General features: G+C 48.8%; 10 protein-coding genes and 1 pseudogene. 8 read left to right on the forward strand and 3 right to left on the reverse strand.

The window, feature by feature from the left end; all coding sequences use genetic code 11:
• Positions 1–134 precede the first annotated feature (134 nt).
• The gene (locus ASL14_RS20180) at positions 135–392 is read left to right on the forward strand and encodes a GlsB/YeaQ/YmgE family stress response membrane protein (protein ID WP_134913208.1); all 258 of its coding nucleotides are present in this window, start codon (positions 135–137) and stop codon (positions 390–392) included.
• Positions 393–497: 105 nt separating this feature from the next.
• On the opposite strand, the gene ASL14_RS20185 is transcribed toward ASL14_RS20180, so the two are convergent.
• Positions 498–1,799, reverse strand: a complete 1,302-nt coding sequence (locus tag ASL14_RS20185; RefSeq protein ID WP_134913209.1) for an MFS transporter — start codon at positions 1,797–1,799, stop codon at positions 498–500.
• Between the two features lie 297 nt (positions 1,800–2,096).
• Between ASL14_RS20185 and ASL14_RS20190 the strand changes: the two genes are divergently transcribed.
• The 3 genes from ASL14_RS20190 to ASL14_RS20200 all read left to right on the forward strand — a co-directional run bounded on the left by ASL14_RS20190 (position 2,097) and on the right by ASL14_RS20200 (position 4,458).
• Positions 2,097–2,948 (forward strand): amino acid ABC transporter substrate-binding protein, encoded by an 852-nt coding sequence (locus ASL14_RS20190; protein ID WP_134913210.1) that lies wholly within the window; start codon positions 2,097–2,099, stop codon positions 2,946–2,948.
• A gap of 74 nt (positions 2,949–3,022) precedes the next feature.
• On the forward strand, positions 3,023–3,691 hold the full coding sequence (locus ASL14_RS20195; RefSeq protein ID WP_134913211.1) for an amino acid ABC transporter permease: 669 nt from the start codon (positions 3,023–3,025) through the stop codon (positions 3,689–3,691).
• Between the two features lie 14 nt (positions 3,692–3,705).
• Positions 3,706–4,458 (forward strand): amino acid ABC transporter ATP-binding protein, encoded by a 753-nt coding sequence (locus tag ASL14_RS20200; protein ID WP_134913212.1) that lies wholly within the window; start codon positions 3,706–3,708, stop codon positions 4,456–4,458.
• A 75-nt stretch (positions 4,459–4,533) separates the two neighbouring features.
• Here the strand turns inward: ASL14_RS20200 and ASL14_RS20205 are convergent, their stop codons facing one another.
• Together ASL14_RS20205 and ASL14_RS20210 are read right to left on the reverse strand one after the other, a co-directional pair.
• The gene (locus tag ASL14_RS20205; RefSeq protein WP_134913213.1) at positions 4,534–5,814 is read right to left on the reverse strand and encodes an AAA family ATPase; all 1,281 of its coding nucleotides are present in this window, start codon (positions 5,812–5,814) and stop codon (positions 4,534–4,536) included.
• Position 5,815: 1 nt separating this feature from the next.
• A complete protein-coding gene (locus tag ASL14_RS20210; protein ID WP_134913214.1) occupies positions 5,816–7,273 on the reverse strand; it encodes an RtcB family protein in 1,458 nt (485 codons plus the stop codon).
• 551 nt (positions 7,274–7,824) lie between these two features.
• On the opposite strand from ASL14_RS20210, the gene ASL14_RS20215 reads away from it, so the two are divergent.
• The 4 genes and pseudogenes from ASL14_RS20215 to ASL14_RS20230 all read left to right on the forward strand — a co-directional run bounded on the left by ASL14_RS20215 (position 7,825) and on the right by ASL14_RS20230 (position 18,336).
• Positions 7,825–8,154, forward strand: a complete 330-nt coding sequence (locus ASL14_RS20215) for an ArsR/SmtB family transcription factor (RefSeq protein WP_014282840.1) — start codon at positions 7,825–7,827, stop codon at positions 8,152–8,154.
• 30 nt (positions 8,155–8,184) lie between these two features.
• Positions 8,185–9,968, forward strand: a pseudogene (locus tag ASL14_RS20220) (SulP family inorganic anion transporter).
• Between the two features lie 594 nt (positions 9,969–10,562).
• Positions 10,563–12,188, forward strand: a complete 1,626-nt coding sequence (locus ASL14_RS20225) for a S8 family serine peptidase (protein ID WP_134913215.1) — start codon at positions 10,563–10,565, stop codon at positions 12,186–12,188.
• Positions 12,189–12,831: 643 nt separating this feature from the next.
• The gene (locus ASL14_RS20230; protein ID WP_134913216.1) at positions 12,832–18,336 is read left to right on the forward strand and encodes a S8 family serine peptidase; all 5,505 of its coding nucleotides are present in this window, start codon (positions 12,832–12,834) and stop codon (positions 18,334–18,336) included.
• Positions 18,337–18,362 lie beyond the last annotated feature (26 nt).

Below are 18,362 nucleotides of genomic sequence, written 5' to 3' on the forward strand. Positions count from 1 at the left end.
GGATGATATCAAGCTCCTAAGTCATTGTTCTGTTCATTAGGTAATATTAACCATTTGTGCTCAGTGTGTTCAAAAGGAGTTCGAGTGGTTAATAATAGAACACAACGATAAAAACTTAAACGAGGTGAAGTAAAATGAGTTGGTTATGGGCATTGATTGTTGGAGGTATTATTGGTTGGTTGGCAGGAGTTATCGCAGGTCGTGATGTTCCGGGTGGCGTGATTGGTAACATCATCGCTGGTTTTATCGGTGCATGGTTGGGTGGTTTGATCCTGGGCGACTGGGGTCCTGAAATCGGATCGTTCTACATCGTCCCTGCATTAATTGGTGCGATTGTGCTGGTTGTTATCGTAAGCTTGATCTTCCGTTCCATTGGACGGAGCAGGGGCTAACACATAAAACATCGATTCCACTAGCCCTTATAGGGCATAAGGGTATCAAATGAAAAGAAGCTGCTTCAGCAAGGTTCACAAATGAACCTGCAGGAGCAGCTTTTTTTATTGAAACCGCCTGATATGAGGCACACATAAAACGCCCAACACGATGCACATGCCAATGGTTGAAAACAGGCCGATGGTGAAGATGCCGCCAAGCTTGTCCGCGATCGCACCCACAGCCAGATAACCTACAGGCAGCAGGGCAAAAGAAAACATCAGATCCAGACTGGCTACACGGCCAAAGGATTCAGCGGGCACCATTTCCTGAAGGCTTGTTTCCCAAATGATCGCAAATATCATAATGCCGAACCCTTCAAGCATCATGCTCATAATCAGCCCCGGCATCCAGGTGACTACAGACAACAATAGTAAAGCAAGCCCGCTGACAAAAGCCCCGAAGTAAGCGAGCAGACCGCGATGCTTCCAATGCTTGCGAGACCCGTATACAAAGGCACCCAGCATAGCTCCAACGCCGCTACTTGCCATCGCAACGCCATACACGACTGAACTGTAGCTATGATGAACCTTGAACAGCCACGGAATGAGTACCGCAATAATACCGGAGTAACAAATATTAATGAAGGAAAAAGCCAGAATCGTAATCCACAGCCACGGATGACTTTTAAGAATCGTAAAGCCCGCAATAAAATCTTTGAGAAAATGCTGTCCTTCCTGATCTTGCTGTTCTGCATTTGCCTGCCGTTTACCGATGAGCGAGGCCAAATGACTGCTCAGCATCCAGAAGCAGGCAAAAGATATCAGATAGGCGATAGAATCCAGCCCAAAGCCGACTCCTGCTGAAGTAAAGGATACAATGAAGCCGCCCAGTGGAGGCCCGAGCAGACGGACAGCTTGAATACTAATCTGACTGAGCGCGTTAGCCGCATTGCGAATATCCGGCGTAAACACCTGTGCGCGCAAGGCAGAATAAGCCGGATTAAAGATCCCGTCCATCAATCCGTATAAGGCAAGGCCAACGAACAGATACGGCAGTTTCATACCGTCGGTAAACATCAGCACCGCCGCAGCGAACATGAGTACGAAGCGAGCAATGTTCGTGAACAGAAGCAGACGGATTCGGTCGATCCGATCCACGATCATCCCGGCAAAGGGCAGAATAAGCACGTTAGGCAGCATATAGACAGTCATCGCCAGCCCCATGATTGTAGTCGAGCCGGTCAGGGAATAGATAACCAGTGGCAAAATGACGGTGGTGACCGAGGTTCCCAGCATAGCGATCCAATGTCCAAGCCACAGTAGAGTGAACGCTTTGGATTGCCTTAAAGGCGAAGTGAAGGTGGCCCAAGCTGAACGTTTTCCTTCGGGTGAAGCAGAGGATAGGGTTGAATTTTGGGTTTCCATAATGCCTTCCTTTCATTCAAAGACGAGGTAAATATTACTAATCTTCATATAGAAATCTATTATACGAGACCTCTGACATAAAGGTACAGAAAAAAGTTACTGTGAGGATAGATACAATGAATAGTCTGTCTATGAATGAGTCAACCTAGGATAACTTTGAGCCCAGAAATGCTATAGCTCACCTTTTGCATAGGGATTATTGGATAAAAGCATTGACGTGTAAAAATGAATGATGTACTATTCAATGAGCCAGCTACGTGCTAGGTTATCAAGAAAAAGGAAAAGAGTGTGGTTAACATGAAAAAATTTAGATTTTTACCAGTCGTACTGATCGTAATGGCTTTGCTGGTTTCGGCCTGCGGCAACAACGACAAAGGTGCTAATTCAAATAATGCTTCTACCGGGGATGCCGGGCCTAATAATGGAAAAGCAGATACAACCGCCACAGCTACTTTGGAATCTGTAAAAGCGAGCGGTAAGCTGCGAATCGGTACGGAAGGTACCTATGCTCCATTTACCTACCATGATGCTGCTGGTAAGCTGACAGGCTTCGACGTCGATATTGCAACTGAAGTAAGTAAGCGTCTGGGCGTACAGCCGGAGTTTATCGAGACGCAATGGGATGGTATATTCGCGGGATTGAACTCCAAACGGTTTGACACGGTGTTCAATGAAGTGTCCATTACAGATGAACGCAAGCAAAAATACGATTTCTCCGATCCGTACATTGTCTCCAAGGCAGTGCTGATCGTGAGCGAAGATAATAATGACATCAAAAAGTTTGCTGATCTGAAAGGTAAAAAGGCCGGGCAATCCCTGACCAGCAACCTGACTCAAATTGCGAAGAGCAATGGCGCGGAAATTGTGGCAACGGACGGATTCAATCAGGCGATTGATCTCCTGACATCCAAACGAGTGGATGCAACCGTCAATGATGGTTTGTCCTATCTTGATTTGAAAAAGCAAAAGCCTGACGCTCCCATCAAAAAGGTAGATGAATCTCCAGATGCTTCACACAGCGCGGCTGTTTTTAATAAAGGTAGCGAAGACTTGATCAAGGAAGTCAACAAAGCGCTGGCTGACATGAAGGCTGACGGTACGTACCTGAAAATTTCCGAGAAATATTTTGGAGCCGACGTATCCAAATAACACACGAATAACCGGAGTCTCGCTATGTCGAACCGGACTTTCGTAAACTTATCTTTTTAAAGGATGTCTGCACAATGGATGATCGCCAGATACAAATTATTATCGATTCATTATTGCCTCTGCTGAAAGCAGGGGTTTCTTTCACGATTCCGCTCACACTCATCTCTTTTGCTCTGGGCTTGATATTGGCGCTGGTTACGGCGTTGGCTCGATTGTCCAAATGGAGAATACTCAAGCTGATTTCCGGCTTCTATGTGTGGGTGATTCGGGGAACACCGTTGCTGGTGCAATTGTATATTATTTTCTACGGTTTGCCATCAGTTGGCATTACGCTGGACCCTTTTATAGCTTCAGTGATCGGCTTTACGCTCAGCGTGGGGGCTTACGGCTCTGAAATTATGCGTGCGGCAATTATATCCATTCAGGAAGGCCAGTGGGAGGCGGGATATTCCTTGGGGATGACGCGCTGGCAAGTGCTGCGGCGTATCGTGCTTCCACAAGCAGCCCGTGTGTCCGTACCGCCGTTAGCGAATTCTTTCATCAGTTTGGTAAAGGATACTTCGCTGGCTGCGACCATCACCTATGTGGAAATGTTCAGAACAGCTAACCAGATTGTAGCCACCACGTATGAACCGTTATTGGTGTATACCGAGGCGGGGGTTATTTATCTGCTGTTTAGCACCGTCTTGACCGTGCTGCAAAATTACCTGGAGAAGCGGTTGAGCCGTTTTTCCGTCAGATAAAGGAGATTGTACCGGTGATCCAAATTCGGAATATACACAAGTCGTTCGGTTCGCTGGAAGTGCTTAAGGGTGTTAATGTGACGTTGGATAAAGGGAAGGTGCTGGTGATCATCGGCCCGTCCGGCTCTGGGAAAACAACGCTTTTGCGCTGTCTGAATTTGCTGGAGGTTCCTGATCTTGGCGAAATTCAGGTGGGGGATATTGCACTGAATTTTGCCAAAGGAACGAAGCTGCGGCAGGAAAGCATCTTGGCGCTGCGCAAGCGAACGGGTATGGTGTTTCAATCCTACAACCTGTTCCCGCATATGACAGCAGTTCAAAACGTAATGGAGGGCCAAGTCACCGTTCAAAAGAAAAACAAGGACGAGGCACGCAAACGCGCATTGGAGCTGCTTAAAAAGGTGGGACTGGCGGACAAAGCGGAATCCTATCCCCATCAGTTGTCGGGCGGACAGCAACAGCGGGTCGGTATTGCCCGGGCAATGGCGGTCGAGCCTGAGGTGCTATTGTTCGACGAGCCGACCTCCGCGCTTGATCCCGAGTTGGTAGGCGAGGTGCTCAAGGTCATGAAGCAACTGGCTGCCGAAGGCATGACCATGGTCATTGTCACCCATGAAATGAAGTTTGCCGCCGAGGTCGCGGACCATGTGATTTTGATGGATCAGGGCGTGATTGTGGAGCAGGGTTCACCTCATGAGGTGCTTGAACGCCCGACCAGTCCACGAGCTATTCAGTTTTTAAATCGATTGAGTGGGGAAGCGGAATAAAAACGAAGCTGGAAAAAAGAAGAACCTCTAAATGCGCCATTATGGGCATCAGAGGTTCTTCCTTTTTATGATGATTTAGAAGAACCCAACTCGTCCTTCGACCACATTTTTTAACCAGTCCTGCTTACGGCTCTTATCAAGCTCGCCTCTCATACCTTTAATAATCAGCTCAATATCTGTTTTTCCACTCTCATGCCATTCCAGTGCAGTGCTGACATACAGCTCTCCGAGCTGGGCCAGGGAGAAGCCGTCAGTCATCGCTGCCGCCTTCTGTGTACCTGTCTCTCCTGCAAAGACAAGGAAGTTGCGCAGCTTGAGATACGCTAATCGCAGCGCTTCGTCAGGCAAACTGATTTCATAGGCGCGATCGAAACGACCTGCCCGGTTCATCAGACCCGGGTCAATTTTTTCAGGATAATTGGTCGTTCCGATCAGGAAGATGCCCTCCTTGGATGTAGCGCCGTCGAGGGTATTCAGGAAAAAGGAACGAACCTCCTGCGGCATGGAATCAATATCCTCAATGACCAGCACCATCGGAGCTAGGCGGGTAGCCGCCTCGAACACCTCTTTGACCGATTCACTGGTTGTATACTCCGTAATTTGCCAGTAGGCGGCCGGACCCGGTACGCTGCTCGCAATAGATTTAACAAGCGTCGTTTTCCCGTTGCCCGGATGGCCATACAGCAGAATACCGCGTTTGTAAGGAATATTATAAGTCTGATAGAAGGTACGATCTGCTTCAAAAAACTGATCGAGTGAACGGAAAATATCCCGCTTGATTTCCGCTTTCAAAATAACGTCATCCCGCGTAATGGCACGGGTAATCGGCTCCGCCTGCCGGGATAATCCGCGGCTTGTGTCCGTAAAGACGGTGACCCGCTTCATGTTCTGCTTACGTTCACGTCCGCGTACCCCCGCGAGGAAGCCTTGCAGTTCCTGATCGCCTGTCGCAAATACGTAATCTTCATTATATACGCCATTTTCACGGAAAAAGGGAACCCGCGCCAGCGCGATGCCCCACTTGGGATAGGCGAATACATTATTACGCATCGACAGGTGCACGCCGTACTCTGGAGTCGGCCCGTCATCGTCATATTGGATGGTGCGTTCCTCCAGGCGATCAAAGACCCGTGCCACATGCTCCAGATCCGGGCTGCCTGAACGAATGTCCTCCTCCAGCAAGTCCCAATACTCAATATTGGGATCGTCGCTGGCATACAGCTCATATTTTACGCCATAGCGGTTATATAGGGCTTCACTGATGCCGTCGATCAGACGGGCATAAGCGGCATAGCCAGTAATACGCCCATCCGTACGTTCATCAAATTTATAAATAGCCGGTGTATCTATACTCAAATTATTTGGCTCCTTTCAGGGCGGCCAGCGGCTTACATTTGGCTACAACGGCTGCGAGTCCTGCCCCGGTGACACTTTCAATAATATCATCTACATTTTTGTAGGCTTGGGGAGATTCGTCGAGAATGCTTTCCAGCGATGACTGATTGACCACAATCTCGTCGTCTGTCCCTACACCAAGTGCTCCGGCAAAATCGTCCACACTTACGAGCCGTTTGGTCGCAGAGCGTGAACGGATACGGCCCGCTCCATGGCAAATGGAGTGGAAGTTATCCTGCCCGCCTGGCAGACCGACCATAATATAGGAGGACGTACCCATAGAGCCGGGAATCAATGCCGGATGTCCTGTTTCCCGGTAAGGTTTCGGATTGTCGGGATGTCCGGCTGGAAGAGCACGGGTAGCCCCTTTACGATGCACAAACACGTTACCGTGATCCGGGTGAGATTCCTCCCAACCATAATTGTGCATCAGATCGTACAAGGTGCGCAACTCGCACTTTGTACCAAAGACATCACGGAAGGCTTCACGCACGGAATATGCGATCAAATGTCGGTTCACCACCGCATAGTTCAGCGCCGAGTACATCATATTGATGTACTGCGCAGCTTCGGGATGCTCCAGGGGGGCAAATACCAACCTTGGATCAGAAGTTCCAAGCCCAAGGCGACCCATTGCTTTGGCAATGGCAGACGAGCTGGTTTGGCTGACCGCTCCACCCCAGGCACGTGATCCGGAGTGGACCATGACGGCAACCTGACCGTCGAACATTCCCCAGGCTTCGGCTATTTCACGGTTGTGCTCGGCAATCTCAATCGCCTGAATTTCAACGAAATGATTGCCTCCACCCAGCGTGCCGAGCTGTCGGTGAGCCCGGTGCCACGTGCGATCTTCGACAAGATTGAGTACCTCCTCATCAAATGAGAACTTACTGTGTTCTACATGGGTGAGTGAGGTGGATTTTTTAGGCGTGTAGCTGTCCGGAATATATTTATTAGGTAATCCATGCAGACCCTTGCGTACAATATGCTCCAGCCGGATATCTGAATAATGTCCGCGCTGGTGGGCTTCCATCGGCAAATATTTATCAATGGTCTTGACCAGCTTGCGGCGCAGCTTGGTTTCCTTCAAGGCATCCTTGTGCAAATTTGTCAGGTGTACGCGCATGCCGCAGCCGATATCGCTGCCGACAATGGAGGGAGATACATAGCCGTCCTCCATTCCCCATACGGCTGTCGTGCCGATGCAGGTTCCGACGCCTACATGCACATCCGGAGTATAGCCCATATAGCGGATACCGGGAATTTGTAAATTGTTATTAGCCATCTCGAACACCTTGTAATCCAGCGAGGAGAAAAGCTGCTGAGAAGCATATACGGTCAAATCGCCAGCCGGAAGCTTCATAAGATGGCTGTAAGGTCCCTTTTCTAAGAACGAGTCTGTTGTGTGTTGTATATTCATATGGTTGGATAGTTCCCTTCTTCATGTAAATCTAAAAATACATACAAATTAAGCTTTAAAAAAGAAAATAAAAAAAAGCCGCAGACTTGTCGTCTACGGCTTCCTGCACCGAAAGTGTCATTACACGTCATGATCTATACATCATTAATACGTAAAATAACCTGTTCTTCCAATAGCATTTAGATACAATTAAGCCTGGTTAATCACGCCGTCAGACAGCGCGATGTCACCCATCATGTCGCCCGAACGGGGCCGATGAGACGAGAATTCAAATATGTGGTTTTGTCATGCTGCCTGTCTGTCACCATCATGTAAAACTCAGTCATGTCTGTCGGCCCCCTTTTCTTAAAGTTAATTGCAATGTTAATGGAAACCTGTGGAAGCTGTCAACCCTGAAAAGAGGGAGAATGGAAATATGTGACTTTAATCATAGTGAAGTGTGAGCTATATCATAGTTCAAATGACCCGAACCTGTTACTGTCTAAATATTCAAATATTCAGAGATTGTTGATGGTTTACAGGACAATTTTTGTGAGGGGGACGGAGCAAGCATGGAAGGAGATCTCCAGAAGTTTAAGGCCGACTTTTTCAAAGCATTGGCTCACCCTCTGCGCATCCGCATTCTGGAGGTGTTGAGTGAAGGGGAGCGGAACGTAAATGAGCTACAGACTGCGCTCGGTTCCGAAGGCTCTGCCGTATCGCAGCAATTGGCCGTGTTGCGCGCCAAAAATTTGGTGAGCAGCATCAAGGAAGGCACGACGGTCGTTTACTCGTTGCGGGACCCGCTCTTGACGGAACTGCTTGCGGTGGCGCGGCAAATTTTTGACAATCATCTGGTCGAAGCTATCTCGTTGCTGGAGGGTATACGGAACGAGAAGTAATGCTACTACAGAAAAGAAGGGTTACAGGGGATGAAGTGGATGGGAAGGTTCGAGGGATATAACGCAGGAGCTTTGCGAAAGGACCTGATTTCCGGAAGTATCGTGGCAATTGTGGCCATTCCGCTCGGTATGGCGTTTGCCATTGCATCAGGAGTAAAGCCGGAATACGGGCTGTATACGACCATTGTGGCAGGAGTTTTGGTTTCACTGTTAGGAGGGTCCAAATTTCAGATTGGCGGACCTACGGGCGCTTTTATTCCGATTTTGCTGGCTATTGTCATGCAGTACGGTTATGAGAATTTGCTTATAGCTGGTTTTATGGCGGGATTATGCTCATCTTAATGGGCGTGCTGAGGCTAGGCGCGTTAATTAAGTTCATCCCCAAGCCAGTAACGATTGGCTTTACGGCGGGCATTGCCGTGACGATTTTCAGCGGTCAGATTGCTAACTTTCTCGGCTTGCGCGGAGTAGAGCGGCATGAAACGTTTCTGCCTTCTATGGCAGAACTGATCCATCGCCTGCCTTCACTGAATGTGTACAGTATTCTGACGGCGTGTATCTGTCTTGCCGCCCTCATTCTGGTGCCTAAAAAATGGCCCAAGGTACCCGGTTCACTCGTGGGCCTGCTCTTATCCACGCTGGTGGCAGCCTGGCTTTTTCCGGGTCAGGTGGCAACGATCGGCTCCGCATACGGCGCAATTCCGGCATCTCTGCCTGAGCTGCATGTTCCAGGCGTGACCTGGGACCTAATTGTGAAGCTGCTGCCGCCCGCACTTGTTATCGCAATGCTGGGAGCTATCGAATCACTGCTTTCGGCGGTGGTTGCGGACGGCATGACGGGAGCCCGGCATAACAGCAATCGTGAGCTGGTTGGACAGGGTATTGCCAACTTGCTCACACCGCTATTTGGCGGCATTCCTGCGACGGGGGCGATTGCGCGCACAGCCACAAATATCCGCAGTGGTGCCGTGTCTCCCATGTCGGGTATTGTACACGGCTTGGTTGTGCTGCTTATTCTGGTGGTTTTTGCTCCGTATGCATCCAATATTCCGCTGGCGAGTATGGCTCCGGTGTTGATGGTGGTCGCCTGGAATATGAGCGAGCGCAAACATTTTGCACACATCCTCAAGACACGGACAGCCGACTCTATCGTACTGGTTGTCACCTTTTTGCTGACGGTATTTACGACGCTGACCACGGCTGTTGAAGTAGGTCTGATTCTGGCGGTCGTGCTGTTCGTCAAGCGTATGAGCAGTACACTTTCAGTGGATAAGGTGTTACCCGATCCTTCTGTCAAGCATGAAAAAGTCGGCGCGCATATGGTTACAGATCAGCATGATTGCCCGCAGGTGGCGATTTATAGTGTGGAAGGCCCTCTATTTTTTGGTGCCGCTTCGGCATTGGAAAATTCGGAGATGGGAGGTCAGGCTAACCGCCAGCAAGGGATTTTGCTGCTGCGTATGGGTAAGGTTCCCTTTATGGATATGACAGGAGAATCTAACTTTACCACATTGATTCAGAAATATCGGAAATCCGGTGGAACGGTGCTTGTTTCTGGCCTTCAGCCGCAGCCTCTGGCATTACTTCACAAAACCGGATGTTACGACATGATCGGACATAATCATTTTTTCGAGCATACAGGAGAAGCCCTCACGGCAGCCATAACACTGGTGGATCGGGATACATGTCGTGGGTGCAGCCAAATGGCTTTTCGGGAATGTGCTGCTCTATGCGGCAGATCGAAAGCACTATCAAAACCATCCATTTCGGATGGAGCTGTTCCGGTTCCCATACCTGTAAACAGCGGCAGATAGCCCTCTCTGAACTCTTCTATTGGAGTGCAGAACGAATGCCGAAAAATCTCTTTTATTTTTACGATTAGCAGTGCACCCTCAAGATTAGCACCTGCTCGTAAAAACGGAAGAGGTTTTTTGCTTTTCTAAGAAAAAGGGAAAAAATTCAAAAAAATGCTTGTATATCTGTTTTTATGACATTATACTAGATTCAAAAGATACCATTTGTATCATTCTTTTGTTTTAATTTGGTTTTTAATGCACAGATATTAAACCCCTCGATAACTTCTAGCTTCCTACCCTACTTTTTCTTCACGTTTTTCTCTCACTTTTTCCAAAGCGATATAAGCTGAATTTTAAAAATTTACATGGGAACGAAGTAGGCAGAATGGTGCTGTACGAGCATCAGCGGTCACCTTTGCCCAAAGGATTACTGTTTCTTTCGGTTCTGCCCTCTTGGTTGTTCACCACAGAATCATGACCTATGGATTCCATGCTAGAATCTATATTTTTTGAAGGAGGTGAGGACCAAAGGCTATTTTGTGAGCTTTTCACGCGGATGTCGGCAGGTTGTTCTTGAGAACTACAAAACCAAGTAAAGGGAGATGGAAAGTATTGATTAAGTCGAAAAATATCAAAAGGACGCTATCGGCTAGTTTTACTGCTATTCTTGCTTTTTCTCTGATTTCTCCGGTGTACGGAGATGCGAGCACAACCACCGCAGCAGGAGCTTCGACCATTTCCGCCAAGGTTTCAGCCAAGCTGAACCAGCAATTCAGTGACAGCGAGTACGTCACCTATCTGGTTAAATTAAAAGATCAGGTAGATACAGAGTCGGTTGCCAAGCATGCTTTCCAAAAGGCTTCCGCAGACCAGATATCCCCCGCTGCCGCTAAGCTTTCTGTGCGTACAACGGTTGTGAACTCTCTCATTGATACTGCTGAAAAATCTCAACAGCCTGTGGAAGAATACTTAAAGAAGGAAGTCAATAACGGAGGCGTCAAAAAGTATAAGAGCTACTTTATCGTGAACGCGCTTGCGGTAACGAGTACCAAGGAGGTACTGGACAATCTGGCCACGCTTCCTGAGGTAGACAAAATTTTACCGGATGAAACGCGCGAGCTGCAAAAGGTTGAAATAGATAAGGATGCCCAACCAGAAGTCGGGGAACCGGCAACTGAACAGGCGGTTGCCGATCAAGCGGCTGTAGACACGGCTGTAACGGAAGAGAATGCACAAAAATCCGTGGAGGAATCCGTATATAAGGATGCTGTAACGCCGAGCCGAGCCGAATGGAATATTTCCAAAATTAAAGCACCACAGGTTTGGGCCAAAGGCATTGACGGCAAAGGGGTTGTCGTTGCCAATCTCGATACAGGCGTAGAGTACACTCACCCGGCGCTGAAAAGAAAATGGCGCGGCTTGAATGCTTCCGGTCAAGTCGTGAATCCAGAGCTGAGCTGGTATGATGCGGTTAACGGAGCATCACTGCCAACAGATTCAAATGGACATGGTACACATACGATGGGGACGAGTGTTGGCTCGGACAGTAACGGTACGAATGAAATCGGTGTTGCTCCCGGTGCCAAATGGATTGCCGTACGGGTATTCAACCCGTCAACGACAGATTCCATCCTGCTGGACGGAGGCCAGTGGTTGCTGGCTCCAGTAGACAAAAATGGTAAGAAGCATCCTGAGCTTGCACCGGATGTGGTGAATAACTCATGGGGTGGCGGACCTGGGCTGGATGAATGGTATCGTCCTGTCACCAAAGCGTGGAGAGCGGCTCAGATTTTCCCTGAGTTCTCCGCAGGCAACACGACACTATCAAATCCGGGCGGTCCTGGATCGGTAGCGAATCCGGCGAACCTGCCGGAAGCCTATGCTACAGGAGCGACTGATGTTAACAACAAGCTGGCCAGCTTCTCGTTGCGCGGTCCTTCTCCATATGGCGAAGTGAAGCCTGAAATATCGGCCCCTGGCGTAAACATCCGTTCCTCTGTTCCTGGCGGAGTTTATGAGGGTGGCTGGAACGGTACATCCATGGCAGGCCCGCATACGGCCGGATTAGCGGCATTGCTGCTCCAGGCCAAGCCATCCTTGACAGTGGATCAACTGGAGGATGTTATTTCGAAAACAGCGACGCCGCTGACAGACAGCCAATATAAAACTTCACCGAATAACGGCTATGGATATGGCCTGATCGACGCGTTGGCTGCGGTCAATTCGGTACTTAACTAGAATGGTCTGATCGTGTTTTAGAAAGACTTCGGAAATCCCTTGAAGCGGCTCGTCCAGAGATTTGCATACACCTGCTAACCGTGTAATGCAACATTTACGCAGCCGCTATAAAGGGGTTTTCGTACATAGAAAATACAAAAATTATAAATTTCAAGGAAATTGCAAAAAATCACTTGTATATCTGTTTTGATAACTTTATACTATCCATAATATATGTTTTTATATCAATTTTTAATATAAAATGTAACGATATAACATGTCGTGTTACAGCATGTTCTCTCTTCGACATTCTCCTGCTTGTTCTCCTTGGTATCTGCTGAATTTCATCGCTTTCTATTTTGGATTGGCAAACTCACCTATGAAATACATTCACCTATGAAATAAACTCACCTAAGAAAATTCAAATCGTTTTATACCTGAGCATTTTGCAACAATCCCAAGAGCGATTTCAAATTGTACTTTCGAGCTCCGGGGATCGAATGATGCAAAATGATGACCTCTATATTCTATGAAGGAGGTGGTTGCCAACCATATCATGTTGTGCAGCCCGTAGATTTGATGTGAAGGCAAGAAGGCATGAGGTCTTACTCTCGTACAGGTTATACCAGAAATATTAAACCTAGTAAAAGGAGTGGAGAAGTAATTGATTAAACCTAAACGATTTAAGAAACCACTATCTATCGGACTATCTTTGCTTATGGCCTTTTCTTTTGTCCAACCCGCTTTGGCGAATAACACCCCGGATGGCTCCAAGCTGGAGTTGAAATCAGCTGCGCACAAGGTAACGACCGCGAAGGTATCTCCTAAACTAACCAAACAGTTTGAGGAGAACAACTATGTAACCTATCTGGTCAAATTAAAAGAACAGGTAGACACGAACAAGGTTTCCAAAAATGCTCTCCAAAAGGCCTCGCTTGAGAAAATAACACCCTCTGCCGCCAAAATGGCTGTCCGCAGCAATGTGATCAGCTCTCTGCGTGAAACCGCTTCAAGAACCCAATACGGGCTTGAAAATTATTTGGATAAACAATCGGAGAGCGGCGGAGTGAAGGAATATAAAAGCTACTTTATTGTCAATGCCATGGCAGTCACAAGCACCAAGGAGGTGCTGGACCATATTTCACAGCTGCCAGAGGTAGACAAAATTTTGCCGAACGAAACACGTTATCTACAAAAGGTGACAGTTGACAAGCAGGCAGAGGGAACAGCCGCCAAAACTGCTGAAACAGCGACAGCAGACACGGCAAAATCTGCAACGGCAGAGAAAGCGGTAGAGCTGGAAAAGGACGATAGTAAAACATCGGCGAAGCCAGGCAATGCAGGTAAGAACGCTGTAGACCCATCTACCGTGGAATGGAATATATCACATATTAATGCACCCCAAGTATGGGAACAAGGAATCGACGGAACCGGAATCGTCGTGGCCAATCTCGATACAGGCGTAGACTATACTCATCCGGCCCTGCATCGCAAATGGCGCGGTCTGGACGCGGCAGGCAATGTCGTGAATCCCGAGCTGAGCTGGTACGATCCGCATAGTCATGCGACGTTGCCGGTCGATCAGGAAGCGGATTCCCACGGTACGCATACGATGGGAACGATGGTCGGCTCCGAGGAAAATGGAACGAACCGGGTCGGCGTTGCGCCTGGCGCGAAGTGGATTGCCGTTCGGATTTTTAATCCGGAAACGACGGATGCGATTATACTCGACGGCGGTCAATGGCTGCTTGCGCCAAGGGATGCCCAAGGCAATCTTCATCCCGAGCTTGCACCGGACGTGGTGAACAATTCGTGGGGCGGCGGACCCGGCCTCGATGAATGGTTCCGACCTGTGGTTCAAGCATGGCGGGATGCACAGATATTCCCCGAGTTCTCCGCAGGTAATACATCTCTTTCGAATCCGGGCGGTCCTGGATCGGTAGCGAATCCGGCTAACTACCCGGAATCCTTTGCCACTGGAGCAACCGATCTCAATGACAAGCTGGCCAGCTTCTCCCTGCTGGGACCGTCGCCATATGGCGAAGTGAAGCCCGAGGTTTCTGCACCGGGTGTAAATATTCGATCATCCGTTGCTGGCGGTGCTTATAAAGGCGGATATAACGGAACTTCCATGGCGGGCCCTCATGTAGCGGGACTTGCGGCTTTGTTGCTGCAAGCGAATCATTCGCTTACCGTGGATCAACTGGAAGAAATTCTGGAAAATACAGCTACACCACGCACGGATAGCACATATCCGACCTCTCCGAACAATGGCTACGGACATGGTGTCATTAATGCATTGGATGCAGTCGGCTCTGTCGTTCAGGGCTTGGGCTCCGTATCTGGTAAAGTCGTAACAGGTGGAGATGATCTGGAAGCGCCTGTTCTGGAGCATACACCGTCTGCTGCGGCATTCGAGGGCATTGATATACCTCTGACTGCTCATGTAACGGATAATGTCGGGGTGACAGCGGTTGAGGCATTTGCCAGAACAGCGGGTACGTCAAACTATGTATATATTCCGTTGGAACGGACCTCCGGCGACAGCAAAGATGGTACATATCAAGCGTCCATTCCGACTTTCTTGGTGGATAGCACCGGTCTGGAATACTATATTCGCGTGAATGATTACGGCAATAACGGTTTTGAAACCGAAGTGTACAAGGTTAATGTCTCCAAAGGCGTCAAACCTGGCTACACACAGGATTTTGAAAAGGATATTGCTGGTATTAATATCGGTGGACAGGGCAGTGTCTGGAAATGGGGAACCCCGGTAAGCGGCCCTGGTAGTGCACACTCGGGAACGAAGGTCCTGGCGACCAATCTCGAAGGCCAATACCAGACCAATTCCAACAGTTATTTTATGGCTCCTCCAATTGATCTGACCAAAAGCCCGAAAGGGGCACTGGTTAGCTTCAAGCATTGGTACGATCTTGAAAACAATTCTGATTTCGGCAAGGTGTATGTAGCCACCACCAACAATCAGAATGCATTTGAGCAGGTATTATCATTTACAGGCACCAGCAACGGCTGGAAAACACAATATCTCGATCTGCGAGCATTTGCAGGTCAGAAGGTATACCTTCTGTTCAACTTTACAAGTGATAATACGGTTGTAAAAGATGGCTGGTATATCGACGATCTGTCGATTCAGGAGCCGGATACCGTTGCACCTGCCGCGCCAAGTAATCTGACTGCCGAAGCGGATACAGTCGGCAACGTCTCGCTGGCCTGGAATGCTTCATCCGATGAAGACGTGAAGCAGTACAAAGTGTATCGCTCCACCCAATCGGGCAAAAATTACACTTCGTTGGGTACAACCTCAGCACTGACATTCACAGATACCATCACGGTCGGTGGAGCGACCTATCATTATGCAGTGGCGGCTGAGGATTATAGTGGCAATGAAGGAATCAAGTCGAATGAGGCTTCTCTGAGAGTAGACGTGCCGGATACGCTGTATAGCGATTCATTTGACGGCAACTCGGATAACGGCTGGACTCATTCTGGTACCAAGGATGAATGGGAACGTGGCATCCCCAAAGAAGTGGGACCAGAAAGTGCAGTATCCAGACCAAACGTATGGGCAACCGATCTCGATAGTAACTATGAGAGCGGAGCTGACTTTTCGCTGGTTTCTCCAAAAATGAATTTGAATGGTGTGCGGAACGCAACACTTACCTTCAACCACTGGTTTGAAATTGAGTCCGGCTATGACTTCGGTTATGTGGAAGTGTCCAAAAATAATGGCGACACCTGGACCGAGCTGGGCAAATTCTCTCATAACACAAATGGTAAAAAATGGACTCCAGTTTACTACAATCTGGATAGCTATACCGGCAATGAGATTCAAATTCGCTTCCGCTTGAAATCGGATAACAGTGTAAACAAAAACGGTTGGTACATTGACGATTTCCGTGTGCTGGGCATTCCAGCTTCGACAGTGACCAAGGATGTAGTACCTGAGTCGAATATCAAACTGGAAAAAGCGGAAGAACAATTCCCGCTGTACAAAATTACAAGCACTGAAAAGAGTGAATTCCAGGAAAAAGTGAAGCCGAAGGAAACAACGGTGGACAGCGGACGTGTCGGCCTCGACAGTCTTCCAGCCAGCGCCACAGTTACCGTACTGGAAACTGGACGTTCGGTGAAAACAGACCCGACTACGGGTAAATACAGCTTCATTCACGTAGCTGGGGATTATACGCTGAAGGCTGAAGCCTATGGCTATGTACCACAAACGAAACAGGTCACGATTGAGAATAATAAAGTAATCAGAGCGAACTTTAGTCTCCAAGCTGTACCTCATGGTACGATTCACGGAGTTATTACCGATAAGCAATCCGGTGAACCGATCCGAAAAGCGAAAGTGCTTGTGCTGGAGGATGCACGCATTGCTCCAGTAGAGACGAATGAGGCTGGAGAATTTACGCTGGATGTGCTGGAAGGGACCTATACATTATCCATTGCAGCAGAAAATTATTACAGCGACAGTGTCACGGTCACAGCACCTCCGAACGGCAGTGTGGAAGCGAATGTCACATTGAAGCCATTTATCGGCTTCCAGGGGGGCATCGCTTACGATGACGGTACCGGAGAAAATGCCAGAGCCTTTAACGCGGCAGGCAACTCCTGGGCAGTCAGAATGACACCTGAATCAGAGGTGGCTCAAGTGACAGGAGCGTCGCTTCTGTTCTGGAATTCAGCCTTCCCGAATCCGGGAGGAACGGCGTTCAAATACTCCGTCTATGATGCCTCTGGTGCAGCAGGCGCACCGGGACGTCTGCTGGCTGGTCCATTTGACGGCACAGCCGTTCGGGATGAAACACAGTGGACGACCGTACAATTCCCTGAACCCGTAACGGTTCAAGGCGACTTCTATATCGTCTATACGCAGCCAAGCGCAGGCACGCAAGCTCCGGGTCTTGCTACAGACGAGAGTGGACCCAATGCGCTTCGTAGCTGGCAAGGTGTAAGCGGCGCATGGAGCCAATCACCGGAGGATGAGGGCAATTACATGATCCGGGCGATCGTCAGATATCCGGTTAATGCGCCAACGATTACAACACCGACCAAGGCAACGTATACGAAGGAAGAGACAATCACAGTTACAGGTACTTCCCCGGCAGACGGGGCGGACATCCAGCTCTTTAACGGTAATGAACTGGCTGGCACAACCAAGGTGAAGGATCGTCAGTTCAGTCTGGCGGTCGATCTTCAACCGGGTGCCAATCCACTGAGTGTTCAGGCAGCGGTATACGGCAAAGTAACAGATCGTTCCGAACCTGTGGTCGTCATATTTGACCAGACTAAACCGGGTCTGATCTTGACTTCGCCAGATGAAGGAGCCCGTACAAATGCGGGTGTCGTCAGTGTAACCGGTACGGTTTACGACGAGTTCCTCACCGACTTGACGATTAACGGTGAACCAGCCGAATTTGGAAGTGACGGCAGCTTTAACAAGCGTCTGCTTATCAATGAAGGGGAAAATCAAATTACGGTAACGGCCAAGGATCTTGCCGAGAACGTAACGACGGTTACCCGTTCAGTGTATGTCGATACAGCTCTGCCGAAGCTGGAAAATATCAGTCCTGCTGAGGATGTGCGTATCACTCCAGGGCAGCCGGTGCGGGTATCCTTCGACAGTGCGTCCGGATTGGAGGCATCCTTCCGTGTGGAATTGCCTTTCAATCTGACCACCTTGGCCCGAAACGAAATTCCGTTAAACGAAACTTCGTCAGGTCATTATGAAGGAACTTACTTCACTTCCTCTTCTCTGAGCCTGGAAGGCGGAGTCATCGTGATCCGGGTAAGGGATGCAGCAGGAAATGAAGTGGAGACGGAAGCACCGGGAAGATTGTATGTAACCAAGGGTGGAGGACAGGACCCTGATCCGAATCCACCGACCTCTAACGAGAAACCAGTTGCGATCATTCAGGCGAATGATTCAGCCAAGAAGAACAAGAACGTTCAGTTTAACGGAAAAGCTTCACGTGATGTAGACGGCGAAATCGTCAGCTATAGCTGGAACTTTGGCGATGGCGATACAGCGTCCGGTTCCAAGGTTAAGCATAAATTTACCACAGCCGGAACGTATACTGTGGAGTTGACGGTGACAGATAATAACGGCGCAAGCGGTAAAGCTGCGCATACCATCACGATCCGTTAATAAGGTGCATGGAATGTTTCTTTTAA

The sequence above is a fragment of the Paenibacillus sp. IHB B 3084 genome (genome assembly GCF_001447315.1).
Taxonomy (GTDB): Bacteria; Bacillota; Bacilli; order Paenibacillales; family Paenibacillaceae; genus Paenibacillus.